Consider the following 13,172-nt stretch of genomic DNA (forward strand, 5'->3'; position numbering starts at 1 on the left):
TACTCAATGGGCCGTTTTTATTTTTATTGTAAAGTATTATCGGTTGTAGTGATGTACCAGCAAAGTTGGCTCGGCATACTCACTTTCACCTAAATTGAAATACTCTAATGAGCGTCGCATATTGTGTGCTTGGTCAGCCATTTGCTTCGCGGCAGCCATGGTCTCTTCGGTAATGGCCGAGTTTTCCTGAATAAGATGAGTAAGGCGCTGTACCACCGTATCAACTTCTCGAATAGCCTGTTGCTGAGTCATGGTCGATTGGTTGATCTTCACAATCGAATTATTCACCTGCGCAACTGCACCGACAATTTGTTCTAGCTTTTGGCCCGAACTATTCGCCAATTCAGTGCCTTGCTCTACTTTGGCATTTGAGTTAGCGATGATGTCTTTGATCTGTCGAGCTGACGCAGCGCTTCGACCAGCCAATTCACGAACTTCGTTAGCGACAACCGCAAACCCGCGACCATTATCACCGGCTCTCGCCGCTTCTACTGCAGCGTTAAGTGCGAGTAAGTTAGTTTGGAAAGCGATGCCGTCGATAACAGACACGATTTCATTGATGTCTTTGCTCGCCGTGTTAACTTCGTCAATCGCCAATACTGTATCGTGCGATAGTGAACCACCTTCTTTAGCTATGGCTTCAGCGCTTTCAGCCAATTGCACAGCGACACCTGATTGGTCGGCAACTTGGCCAATTTCATCCAACATATTGCTGGTGCTGGCACTGGCTTCTTCAAGGTTGGCAGCTTGTTCTTCTGTACGAGAGCTTATCTCGGTGTTGCTGTTAGCGATTTCGCCAGCACTTTGTGACACTTGATTTGCGGCAATCTGAATGCCTTGGATCACCTCTGTAAGTTTCGCAATGGTGCTATTCACATCATGCTTAAGGGTTAAGAATACCCCTTGGTAATCACTATTAATTGAGTGTGTTAAATTACCCTGAGCCACTGCGCTAAGCACTTGTGTCACTTCATTGATGGCATCAGAAATAGTATCGGTTGAGCCATTAATGTCTTCTTTGAGCTGTAATAACTGACCTTGTAGGTCTGACTCAATCTTCTGAGTGAAGTCACCCTCAGACATTGCCGCCATGACACTTGCAAGCTCTTGAATAACTTGGTCTAAGGTTAATACCGAGCGATTGATGTCTTGTTTCAGGGTATTAAGCTGGCCTGTCATTGGTGATTCAATGGTGCGGTCGAAACGGCCGTGGCTAATTGCCATCATTACCGCTGAAATCTCTCCCATGGCTTTATCTAGGCTAGTGATTGACGCATTAATATCTTGTTTAAGTTGCCCTAGTTGACCTTGTGCCTCGCACTCAATGGTGTGCTTGAAATCACCTTGGCTTACTGCAGACATAACATTACTGATGTCTTTAATGATTTCAGCAAGGTTGGCAACACTGAAATTGATATCGTCTTTCAGTGCTTCAAGTTGACCTTGCAGTGGTAGGTTAACGCGTTTAGAGAAATCCCCCTGACGAATGGCACCCATCACCGTATTAATCTCGGCAACGGCACCATTGATGCTTTTTACAGAATCATTCACGCTAACCTTTAACTCGTTTAGCTTACCTTGTGCTTCAACTTGAATGGTGTCGGTAAAATTGCCTTTCGCGACATTGGCCATGGTTTCAACAATCGCATTCATGGTGTTATCGAGCGAGTTTAAAGAGCAATTAATGTTGTCTTTGAGATGAGCAAGATCCCCTGACATAGGTGCTTGTAACTGCTTGTCGAATTGACCCTGTGACATCGCGCTGATGACATGATTAATTTCGCCTATGGCAACATCTAAGCTGTTTGCACAATTGTTGGTTGCTTGTTTAAGGGTATTTAATTCACCTTTACATTCTACTTGAATGCGGTCGTGGAATTTCCCCTCGGCCATTTGATTAAGTACGCGGTTCGATGCGCTAATTGAAGTTTGTAGTGCTTCTAACAGTGAGTTGAATGCTAATGCGCAACGGCCGATTTCATCTTTTGAAGAAATCGGTGCACGAAGTGAAAAGTCACCTTCTTTTTCAACGCGGCGCATCGTGGCCATTAAATCATGTACAGGTCGAGTCAGTGAGCGTGCGAAAAATACGGCAACGGCAATTATCAAGGCGATGGAAATAACCAAAATAAGTAATAACAAGTTACGCAACATGGTCACTGCTGCAAAGGCTTCTTTCTCATCGATCTCAGCAAGTAGCGCCCAATTATGCCCAAGTACATTGAGTTGACGATAAGCTGATAGCACAGGTTGGCCATTGTAATCAGTAATGACTTTTTCACCTTCTTGGCCCGACATAGCCAAGCGGAATGCTTCGGTTTTTACGCTACCTTTATTTGGATATTTAAATGAATTAATCACAGAGTGATTGTCTGGGTCTAAATAAGAGTCTGAGCGCATCAGGCCTTCAGGTCCGACTAAGTAAGTTTCACCGGTTTCACCTAAGCCTTCTCGCTCAGTCATGATTTTATTAAGAGCATCAATTGATAGTTGGAAGATCAGAGTCGCCTGTGGCGCACCATCATAAATAATTGGCGCGGCAATAAAGCTCGCCGGTGCATTATAAGACGGCACATATTGCTGATAGTCAACAAATGCAAATTCTGATTGGCTAAATAAATCTTTGGCTTGATTGAAAACCGCCGCAATATTGCTGTTCGAATAAGGTCCACTTGTTAAAGAGGTGGCGTAATCGAGCTCTTTGTACACTGAATAAACAATGTTTCCAGATTGATTGTCGACGATGAAAATATCGTACAAGTCGTAAATATCGGCTATTTCAGAAAAGAAAGGGTGAAATTTTTGGTGTGCCAAATCATAACTGTCTTGATGACCTGTACTAACTAACTTAATTTTTTCACCAAGAGGGTTAGGGTTATCAGAAATATATCTGGTTTGTAATTCCAGTGCTTGTGCATTTAAACCATTAATGATCTCGCCGGGCATCGCTTGGTTTGGGTTTTCAGCTTTAAATTTGTTATTAAAGTCTTGCTGGTAATAGCGTTGTAAGCTCTGAGGTTTACTGACAACCCCATCAATTTGATTGAAGCCGTCGATAAATTGTTGGCTTGCTTCGGCTGTTTTTGGGTTAATGGTTAACGCATAAAGGTTATCTTTTACGTTTTCAAAATGGCGTCTGACCGCACTTTTCTTTATTTCTCCCACAGCAGCGAGTTGTGAGTAAGCTTGTTGCTCTAACGCTGAAGACGCTTTAAAAAGCGCAATTGAAATAATTACAACGATGGGAACAAGGGCCACAGTTAAAAACGCGGCGATGAGTTTTCGGCTCAAATTAAGCGAGCTGAAATACGTCAATGGGCTGGTCATAGCGCATTCCTTTTTATGATTACATCTTACTTGAGATGGTGACTAATATAGGTGCAAAGTTTAGAACAATTATTAGTTGCGTCTACACTTATCGTCCAATTTTGTTGCAGATTTAGGTGATTTTTTTATGAATGTAAAAAAGGCCGCTGATTTGCGGCCTTTTGAAGTTTTTACACTACATCAAACTGTAATAATTAACCTGAACTCAGGTTATTAATGCTTCCAGTGATATTTGTGTGCTTTTTCTTCCATGTAGGCTTCGGTTGCTGAGTGCATAGGTGCTTTGCTACCGTTTTCGAAGAAGAATGGCTGACGTTTACGATTGTAGTTACCTACCTCGTTCATGGTTGCAGCATCGTAGATACGGCCGTTTAGTACCGTGTAAGCTACTTTTTCTGACTGACGAATATCGTTTAATACATCACCGTCGATGATCACTAAGTCAGCCAGCTTGCCTTTTTCAATGGTACCTATGTCATTGTCTAGCGCTAGGTATTTAGCGCCATCGATTGTACCACTGCGTAACGCTTCCCATGCTGTGAAGCCACCTTGTGCCATTGACCATAATTCCCAGTGCGCGCCTAAACCTTCACGTTGACCGTGTGCACCAATATGAACTGTAACGCCTTTATCGCGTAACTGCTTCGCAGACTTAGCGGCATTGATGTGGTTATAGTGGTGCTCAGGTGCGGTAGGGCGGCGAATTGAGCGTGGGTTTAGAATATAGTCAGGTACGAATGCTTTTAAGCGCTCGTTCTTCCATACTTCTGTTTTATCGTAGAAGTAATCTTCACCTTTAATACCACCGTAAGCCACGTTAAACGTAGGTGTAAAGCCCGCTTTAGTTTGGCTCCACATTTGAACTACGTCTGAGTAGATGTTTGGAATTGGTAGCGCGTGCTCAAGACCTGTGTGACCGTCGATGATCATATTCATGTTCTGTTGGAACTTAGAACCACCTTCAGGTACTACCATGATTTCCATTTCTTTTGCTGCTTCTAGCACTTGTTGGCGCGTGTCACGACGAGGATGGTTGTAGCTCTTCACCGAGATAGCACCCGCATCTTTCAGGCGCTTAACGTGGAACTGCGCGTCTTCAAGATTGTTGATCGGCGTTTTATAACCCGGTGCGTTACCTGCGTATAAGATACGACCTACAGAGTAAATACGTGGTGCAACGGTTAGACCAGCGCGCTGAAGTTCAGCCATTGAGAACACTTCGTTTGAATCGTTCGATGGATCGTGAATGGTTGTAACACCAAAGCTCACATTTGAGAACTGGTTCCAGTTCTGCTCTGGCTGCAAGTTACGGCTACCATAGCTGCCGTGCGCGTGTGCATCAACAAGGCCTGGGATCACAGTTTTACCTGAGATATCCATGACCTTTGCTTTGCTAGGAATGTTCACATCGCTGCGCGTACCTACTGCAATAATGCGGTTGTCTTCGATAAGCACCACACCGTCTTCGATGATTTCTTGCTCTTGGTCAGCGTTACGCATAGTAACGACTTTACCGCCAACTAGGGCTAGTAGGCCTTCTGGCTTATCGGCTTTTTTCTCGAAGCTTAAGTCGATGCCTTCAGCCGTTAGCTCGCTGACGTCATCTGCTGCGCCTTCTAAGAACGCAAATGTATCAGTTAGCTTGCGCTGATAAAGGTTCGGACCAAACGCCCAAGTTAATGCGCTGCTGTCAGCTTTCCAGTTTAAGAAGTCACCAGAGTACTTAGACACTTGCTTAACAGGGAATGATTTAGTGCCCTTGTTAATTGATAGCGTTTTACCTGTGCTTGTGAATGGCGCTACAAAGGTATTGAAGTTTTCAATGAAGGCCACGTATTTGCCGTTTGGTGATACGCGGTAGTCAAAGATGTACTCACCCTTGAAGTGTGAGCGCTCTTGCTGACCGTTTAAATCTACTGACTTAAGTTCTCGGCTAGTTTCGCTGCTTGCAACATTGAAGAAAATACGGTCGCTGTCAGCGCCAAAGTGTGGGTTGTCACCACGTTTGATGATGCGCTTTGCTTCACCGCCTTTAACGCTGGTTAAGTAAATGCCCGGTTCCATTGACCAGTCACCACTGAGTAAGTAACCACCGGTTACTTTGCGATAAAGTACTTTTTTACCATCTGGTGAGAAACTTGGGTTGATGTAGTGACCAGGCTCTTGCGTGATCACTTTGCCTTTACCACCTTTTGCAGATACCACGCGAACCGCGCCTAAATCTTGGTCATCCCAGCTTGTATAGACAATATATTTGCCATCACGAGAGAAGCTAGGGTAGAACTCAAAGTGATCGTTTTGCTTAGTCACGCGCTTTACTTTACCTGACGCGATATCTTTAGTGTAAAGGTGACCAAGTGCTTGGAATAGGGCTGTTTTACCATCTGGAGAAACTTGTGACCAACGTGCCAGTTTCACTTTGAATGTGTCAGGGGCAACGTCTACCGCAAACTTCAGCGCTGGCGTGATTTGCTTTTCAGCCACAACACGGGTTGGGATCACTTGTGCTTGTTTGCTAGCAATGTCGACTTTGTGGAATACACCGCCCGACCAGAACACTAATGCTTTACCGTCTGGCGTGTAAGCAAATGCTGGCGTGTTACCTTGTGCACCGTTAGCTTCTTGTAAGTCACGGTCTAGGCCTGCAAAGATTTCTGTTTCGATACCAGACTTAAGATCTTTGATATACAAAGCGCTTTGCATGATTTTGCCATTCTCGATACGTTTTACAAACGCAAGCGATTTACCGTCTGGGCTTGGCGTTGGACGAATTGCACCACCTGAGCCACGGATCACAGTTTCTTCTTCACCGGTTGCTAAATCCCAAGAGCGGATCTCAAAGACTGAATCAAGCGCATTTTTGTTGTACTGCCAGCGTACACCTGCCGTTGCATCAACTGAGTAGTAAATTTTCTTACCGTCTGTTGAGAAAGCTGGCTCTGCAACGTTCTTCTGTGACTTCGCACCGTGTAGGCGTTCACGCACAACTACGCCTTTACCACCTGAAATGTGATACATGCGGATTGAACCACCAGGAATTGTACGACCTGTTACTTGACCTTGTTTAACCGCGATATATTGGCCATCTGGTGACCAAGCTGGGTTATGAAGTAGGTTGTGAGATTCGCCAGACACTTTACGCATGTTCTCGCCGTTCACATCCATAACCCATAGGTTTTCTGCGCCTTCACGGTCAGAGATAAATGCGATTTTAGACCCGTCCGGAGAGAATTTAGGTTGGAAGTTCCACGCTCTGTCATTGGTAATCGCAGTCGCTTTACCGCCTGAGATAGGCATTACATAGATGTCGCCTAACATATCGAAAATAATACTTTTGCCATCAGGACTAACGTCTAGGTTACTCCATGTCGTTTCGTTAGTGTCGATGGTGATGGTTTGCTTTTCACCTGGTGGGTTTAGTACATCCCACTTGTCTGATTTTTTAGCTTCAGTTTTTACAGCGGCCTTATCGGTTGCTTTACTATCAGCATTAGCAAGCGCAGGAGCACTTGCACCGAATACGGCTAAACTGACGGCCAGCGCCAGTGGTGTTTTAAGTAATGCCATAATGGTTCCCTTTGTTTTGTTATATGTGCACTTTCAATGCACTTGTCACTAGCATGACGAATTTAATTTAGTGTGTCGACTCTGCGCGATAAAGTGCTTTAATTTAGCGTTTGAGTGCGAACAAACTGCAAATATGCCGCTAAGCTTTCTTGCCATAAAACCATGGCTTGGGTGAGCTCTTCGTGGGCAGATTTATCTTCTAGTAAACGACGCTCGATGGTTTTTAGCATTTGCCCATAGCGATTAAAGCCTAATTGTAAGGCTGTGCTCGCTTGGCGATGCAGCATTTTTATACATTGGTCGTTGTCTATGTCTAATTGCTGTTGAATGCTAATTAATTTGTTGCGCGCAGAAAGCACAAACTCGTTGTAAATAGAAGACACTTCGTCTTCATTAAAGTTTTTCTGAAGTGAAGTGGCTGCGGTTTCATCGTAAAGGACATCCGCCAGTTCGACGCTGATGGTTGGCTCTTTCAGTGTTTGTGAGTCACTCAGTGCTTGGCGAAGTTTCTCTTGTTTGATGGGCTTAGCCACGATGTCTTTGATACCCAGCGTCATATATTCTTTGACTTCATCTGGGCTGAGGCTCGCGGTGAATGCCAGAAACGGAGTGCGCTGGTTTTTATGCTCTATCTTTTTCAGCGATTTAAGCACTTCTTGGCCGGTTAAGTCAGGCAAGTTCATATCGAGCAGCACTGCATCAAACTGGTGATCTTTAAGTAACTCAAGGGCGGATTGCCCTGTGGTTGCCAGCTTCACTTTGTGCTCATCTTCAGCCATAAACTCTATGGCAATTTTTTGGTTTAACTCTAAATCTTCAACCAATAAGATATTAAGACCCGTTACACAATCTTGTTCGTGTTGACGTTGAGGCACTAAGCTCAGTTCACCTATTGCAAGATTTAAGCTGAAGCTAAACACACTGCCTTTATTTAACTGACTGGCAATTTCTAGTTTTGAACCTAGACGTTCAAGTAAGCGCGCGGTAATTGCAAGACCAAGACCGGTGCCGCCTTTCACTTTACCGGCATTGCTTTGTACATAAGGTTGAGTGAGCTTTTCTATATCGTCTCCTTCAATACCTGGGCCTGAATCGATCACGCTAAAGGTAACAGTATGTGCCATGGCGCTGTCTTGCTCGAGGTGAACTTTTATTTTCACTGAGCCAGAATCAGTAAACTTAATGGCGTTACCAACAAGATTAATAATAACCTGACGTAGTTTTTGCTGATCGCAGTAATAACAAGCTTGTTCTGGTAGGTCGTAATCAAGTTCAAACTTAAGTTGCTTTTGTTCGGCTAATGGCGTGAGCAATAAACATAAATTGTTTAGCCAACTTTTCAGTTCAATGTCTTCTTCATACAATGACTCGTCACTTTGTTCAAGGCTGGCGTAATCCAGCACTTTTTCTATAAGTAAGTTGAGAGACTCTGCTGAATTAATAATGGCTTCGCAATAGGCCTTGTTTTTAGGACTCTTGGTACGACTTAATACCAATTGTGCGCTGCCTAAAATGCCATTCAATGGGGTGCGGATCTCATGGCTGACGGTTGATAAGAATAACCCTCGAATTTCTAGGTCTTTTTGTGCTTTTTCGGTGAGTTTATTTAAATGATGTTCTCTGCGTTCATTGCATAAAAGTGCCATACCCGTAGCGTAGAAAATAGGAGATAGAACACCGTTGACAAAAACCGTGGTTGAGAACCAATTGTCGAGCATAATAGTCATGTGGGTCACGTCTCCCATCATGATAGAGCGGCCGACAAAAACGATTAACAAGAGTATTAATACAATACCGTAAACAATACTGCCATTGGGGTATAAAGGTCGAGAAAATCGCCAAAACAAAGAAAGTAATAATATGATTTCGGCAATATGTTGTAAGTCAGAAATCCAAATTCGGGCTCTTAAATTATCATCAATGATACTGTAATAACCTAATGCAATGAGCAAAACCCCAGTGAACGCTAAGAAGCTTTTTAACTCCCACCCTTTGTGATCAAAAAATTGACTGATAGCAATAACATGAATAATCGATGCACCAAATAATAGGGCGTTACCGATGCCGATAGTTTGCCAATGCTCTAGGTAACCATGGAGTGAAAAGCTAATCGTTGCCAGGAAAAGGGCGAGAGGGTAAAGAGTATAAGTTGCTGTGCCGGGTATGTTTTTGTTGGTACGCCAAGTTAAGAAACATAACAAGGTCATCATGGCCATCATGGCGCCGCTGGTAAAATAGAGAGTTTTTGGATCAAACATACGCGTCGAACTTATTAAATAATTGCTCTAGCATAGAGGGAAGATGGGAACAGGTAAAGAAAGAGGAAGCTTAGCTTCCTCAATTTTAGAACATTCTATTAACGAATTTCGTCTGGAATATTTTGTTGTGCCCAAGACAGAAGTTCGATTCGGTTACGACACTTAGTCTTTCTGAAAGCACTGTAAAGGTGTGTTTTCACTGTGTGTGGGCTGATGTTTAGGTCTTCAGCGATTTCTTTATTCTTCGCACCTTTACTCATGAGTGAAATAATCGCTTTTTCACGTTTAGTGAGTTTAACTGGCTCGATATCGCCTTCAGTCAGTTTGTGAAGGGCATCTTTGTTAAACTGCAACATACGGTTTAGGGCATTACACATGATGTCACGACGATACCAAAGCTGGTTTTCCATTAATAAACGGATCCCCTTCATTAGTACATCAGCGTTATCTGTGGTGTAAAACACACCGCGAATACCACTTAGCAGCGCGCGATTTGCAAGCTCTGGGTTTTCGTCTAAGTTAAATAACACAATATCGCAATTTACTTTCAGCTTTACTAAATGTTCTTTTAGTTTGTTCCATGCATCGTTTTGTGCGGTTTCGATGAATAACAATCTTGTGTCTTCAGGTACCTCTGTAATATCGGTGCCGGTGGTGACTTCTAAACCTTGGGTTTTAAGTAAAGGTTGAAGGACATTAATACCAATTGTGTTAATTGGATCTTTATCTAGTAGTAAAAAGGCGGTACTGCTCATTTTAAATGGACGCTCTCATTCAAATTATTGCTTTAATGCTAACACGCGACTCAGACCTTTTGTATGAGTTTGTTACTAAAAATATAGAAAATTTTGCTATATATACAAGCGTTTTTGTTAAATAATGCGACTAATTGGCATTTTCAGTTTTAACCGTTTGAAAATGTTATTATTTTGTTAGTCGCATTAATAGCTTATTCATTTGTAACTATTAGCAAGGAATTTTTTAAATTAATTCTTTTTTCTTACTTGTGAATGGTGGCCAGCCCATTTCAAGACCTGCAAGCACATGTAAATGGATGTGATAGACAGTTTGACCGCCATGTTCGTTACAGTTCATAACTACTCGATAGCCATCTTCGGCAAAGCCATGCTCTTTTGCTAGCTTGGCCGCTACCACATAAAGTTGACCAATTAAATGCGCGTTAGTTTCATTAATATCGTTGATTGTTGCGACAGGTGTTTTTGGGATCACCAGTACATGAAAAGGTGCCTGCGGGTTAATATCTTTAAAAGCAAGTGTGTGTTCGTCTTCATAGATGATATCGGCTGGGATTTCTTTACTAATAATCTTGTCAAAAATAGTGGCTTCGGCCATGGTTTATCCTAAAAGTATGTTGTTGCTATCTATCGGTTTATTAGACTGTTTTAGTATCTATACACTAATGACAAAGAATTGCTGAGCTGTCAAACTGCAATCGGTAAGATTATAAAATTACAAGAAGGAGAGTGAAGTGAATCAAATAAAAGGGCTGTTTTTTGCTTTGTTAATAAGCAGTTGTGGTCTTGTTCAAGCTGCGACATTAAGCTTTCCTGAAGAGCTTATTCCGCTAAAAGTAAATGGAGAAAAAGTTGAGCATTCGTTATTCAGCAAAAAGCTCGATTTTGACCTGCCAGTGGGAACACATAAAGTGCAGCTTAAATATAGTGATCTTTATGAGTTAGATTACGACGAGCACCAAACTGTGTCGTCCGAGCCTTTTTGGGTTGAGGTAAGTATTACTCAAGATGGTAAATATAAAATCGGTTTTAACAGGGCAAAAGATATAGAAGCTGCAGAACAATTTGCGCAATCTCCCGCTGTTTATGTGGTTACTCCTAATAATTCGCAACAAAAAGCTGTAGCAGTAAAGCCTGAAGTAGAGGTTGCTCCCGTAGTTGCTGAGCGTGTAAAAAGCGCTCCACAAACAGTAGCCCCAGTAAGTAGAAAGGCGGTTGAAGGGGTGACGCATCCAAGTGCTGAACTTATGTTGCACTATTGGTGGCAGCAAGCTGATAAAAAGCAGCGAGAGGCGTTTTTGAAAGCGGTTAAAGTGAATTAAACACGATTCAAGTGCATTTGTTAAATTGAGCTATAGAAAACAAAAGGGCCATATGGCCCTTTTTGCTTTTTGCATTTCGCTTATTTAAAAATCGCGTCTACAGTACCTTGCGCTAACGGGTGATAACCCGGACGTGCATTGTTATATACCTTTTGCGCCCAGTCGCGCTTGCCATGTTTAACAAGTGATTTGTATAAAGGCACGATGAGCTTACGGCGGCCAATGCTGGTTAAGTGCTTATCCAGTGCCGGATAAATGGCCTCATAACCATTACCTACGGCTAACATATACCAAGCAAACGCACGCTCGGCGTTGGTTGAATTAGTTAGGTTAAATGCTGAATCTAACTTCGCCATTTTATCTAGGCTTAAATCTCGCGGCAGGTTATTTAAGAAGTGTAACCACTCGTGCACTGTCCAATCGTTCGTTGGTAGGTCTGCTAGGTCTTTGTCACCTTTTAACCAAGCCGCTGTTGCAGCATCGACTTTATTAAACGCATCTGAAGTTGGGTTTGGCGCATCCGCAGGTAAGCCAGGTTCAAAAATCCACTCTTTGGCTTTTTCTAGAGAAACGATACCAGGGTGTTTTTCTAGTAGGTGCGTATTTAGGTATTCAACAAACTCAGCGGTGGTTAGAGACTTAAACGAATACTTGGCAAAGTAGCCTTTTACGAATTCGTCAAAGCGTGCACGGCCAAACTTTTCTTCTAAGTAAATTAGGAATAACTGACCTTTGATATAGGGCACTTTGCTGAACGCATCATCTGGATCGCGACCATTTAGCTTTAAGTTTAGGCGGGTATCTGGAGCCGGAATGTTGCCAAGTTGTGCGCGCAGGCCCGCGGCATCTAATGCTTGCTCCATTACGGCACGGTCGCGGCCAAACACTTCTTCCATAATGCGGTTTTCAACATAAGAGGTGAAACCTTCATTTAGCCATAAGTCTTCCCACGTTGCATTTGTCACAAGGTTGCCTGACCAAGAGTGCGCAAGTTCATGGGCAATTAGATTAACTAAGCTCTTGTCACCTGCAACAACGGTTGGGGTGATGAATGACAGGCGTGGGTTTTCCATACCGCCAAACGGGAAGCTTGGTGGTAGCATTAGTAAGTCGTAACGACCCCAAGCATATTCGCCATACATGCGGTTTGTTTTATCGATCATCGCTTGCGTGTCGTTAAATTCAGCAACCGAGGCATCAAGAATTTGTGGCTCTGCGAAAATCGCAGTCTGGTGCGACATTTCTTTATATTCAAGGTTACCTGCACCAATAGCGATTAAGTATGGTGGAATAGCTTGTGGCATATCAAACCAATAGTCGCCGTCTTTGACAAATGCTTCTGAGTTATCTGCACTCATGACCGCACGAACATCTTTTGGAGTCTGAATACGGGCAGTGTAGGTTGTGCGCATTGCCGGCGTGTCTTGTACAGGGATCCAGCTACGCGCATGAATAGCTTGTGACTGACTGTACATAAACGGGTGTGTTTTACTGGCAGTTTGTACTGGTGTTAACCATTGTAGGCCTGACGCTTGCGGTAAACTATTGTAGTAAACACGGGCTTTTTTGGCTTGCTCTTTAAAGCGAATAGTTAATTTAGCGCCTCTTACATCATCACGCTTTGCAAGGGTAAAACTTGCTTTATGCCATTGACCGTTTTTGCCTTGGTACATCACTTTATCGATTTCAAGGTCGCGCGTATCTAGCACTAAAGTGCGCGCAGACGCGTTGCGCCAATCAAGGGTGTGCTCTACGAAACCTTCAAGTTGCTTGTCTGCAAAATCAACGTCTAGGTCTAAATGTAGATGGGTGCTGACTACATCTTTTAAATTAGCATAAGTGTGCTCGTCAACAGCATGTGTTGCCAAAGCGCTTTGAGAGATACCTGCCAGCATTAAGCTCGCGGCTAAAGCAGTTAATTTCATTGTTTATCCTTGCACGGA

At 43.2% G+C, this 13,172-nt stretch carries 7 protein-coding genes; 1 reads left to right on the top strand and 6 read right to left on the bottom strand.

Translation table 11 applies throughout. The features are described 5' to 3' along the window. Positions 1 to 36 precede the first annotated feature (36 nt). From ACH784_RS00725 to ACH784_RS00745, 5 genes are all read right to left on the bottom strand, one after another. On the bottom strand, positions 37 to 3,327 hold the full coding sequence (locus ACH784_RS00725; RefSeq protein ID WP_404392665.1) for a methyl-accepting chemotaxis protein: 3,291 nt from the start codon (positions 3,325 to 3,327) through the stop codon (positions 37 to 39). Between the two features lie 213 nt (positions 3,328 to 3,540). After that, the gene (locus tag ACH784_RS00730; protein WP_404392667.1) at positions 3,541 to 6,894 is read right to left on the bottom strand and encodes an amidohydrolase family protein; all 3,354 of its coding nucleotides are present in this window, start codon (positions 6,892 to 6,894) and stop codon (positions 3,541 to 3,543) included. A 98-nt stretch (positions 6,895 to 6,992) separates the two neighbouring features. Next, on the bottom strand, positions 6,993 to 9,152 hold the full coding sequence (locus tag ACH784_RS00735; RefSeq protein WP_404392669.1) for an ATP-binding protein: 2,160 nt from the start codon (positions 9,150 to 9,152) through the stop codon (positions 6,993 to 6,995). Positions 9,153 to 9,250: 98 nt separating this feature from the next. Next, entirely contained in the window at positions 9,251 to 9,907 is a 657-nt protein-coding gene (locus ACH784_RS00740) for a response regulator transcription factor (protein WP_404392671.1), read from the bottom strand. A gap of 226 nt (positions 9,908 to 10,133) precedes the next feature. Beyond that, the gene (locus tag ACH784_RS00745; RefSeq protein WP_404392673.1) at positions 10,134 to 10,505 is read right to left on the bottom strand and encodes a histidine triad nucleotide-binding protein; all 372 of its coding nucleotides are present in this window, start codon (positions 10,503 to 10,505) and stop codon (positions 10,134 to 10,136) included. A 136-nt stretch (positions 10,506 to 10,641) separates the two neighbouring features. Here ACH784_RS00745 and ACH784_RS00750 point away from each other — a divergent pair, with 136 nt between their 5' ends. After that, positions 10,642 to 11,229: a DUF2057 family protein gene (locus ACH784_RS00750; protein WP_404392675.1), complete on the top strand. Its 588-nt coding sequence runs from the start codon at positions 10,642 to 10,644 to the stop codon at positions 11,227 to 11,229. An 80-nt stretch (positions 11,230 to 11,309) separates the two neighbouring features. On the opposite strand, the gene ACH784_RS00755 is transcribed toward ACH784_RS00750, so the two are convergent. Further along, a complete protein-coding gene (locus ACH784_RS00755) occupies positions 11,310 to 13,154 on the bottom strand; it encodes a M1 family metallopeptidase (protein ID WP_404392677.1) in 1,845 nt (614 codons plus the stop codon). Between the last annotated feature and the right edge of the window lie 18 nt (positions 13,155 to 13,172).

Origin of the sequence: Pseudoalteromonas phenolica (genome assembly GCF_044788725.1) — a bacterium.
Classification (GTDB): Bacteria; Pseudomonadota; Gammaproteobacteria; order Enterobacterales; family Alteromonadaceae; genus Pseudoalteromonas; species Pseudoalteromonas phenolica_C.

Excerpts from the sequence above, each read along its gene's own strand:
- ACH784_RS00725 (WP_404392665.1), bottom strand. The coding sequence starts at position 3,327 with ATGACCAGCCCATTGACGTATTTCAGCTCGCTTAATTTGAGCCGAAAA.
- ACH784_RS00730 (WP_404392667.1), bottom strand. The coding sequence starts at position 6,894 with ATGGCATTACTTAAAACACCACTGGCGCTGGCCGTCAGTTTAGCCGTA.
- ACH784_RS00735 (WP_404392669.1), bottom strand. The coding sequence starts at position 9,152 with ATGTTTGATCCAAAAACTCTCTATTTTACCAGCGGCGCCATGATGGCC.
- ACH784_RS00740 (WP_404392671.1), bottom strand. The coding sequence starts at position 9,907 with ATGAGCAGTACCGCCTTTTTACTACTAGATAAAGATCCAATTAACACA.
- ACH784_RS00745 (WP_404392673.1), bottom strand. The coding sequence starts at position 10,505 with ATGGCCGAAGCCACTATTTTTGACAAGATTATTAGTAAAGAAATCCCA.
- ACH784_RS00755 (WP_404392677.1), bottom strand. The coding sequence starts at position 13,154 with ATGAAATTAACTGCTTTAGCCGCGAGCTTAATGCTGGCAGGTATCTCT.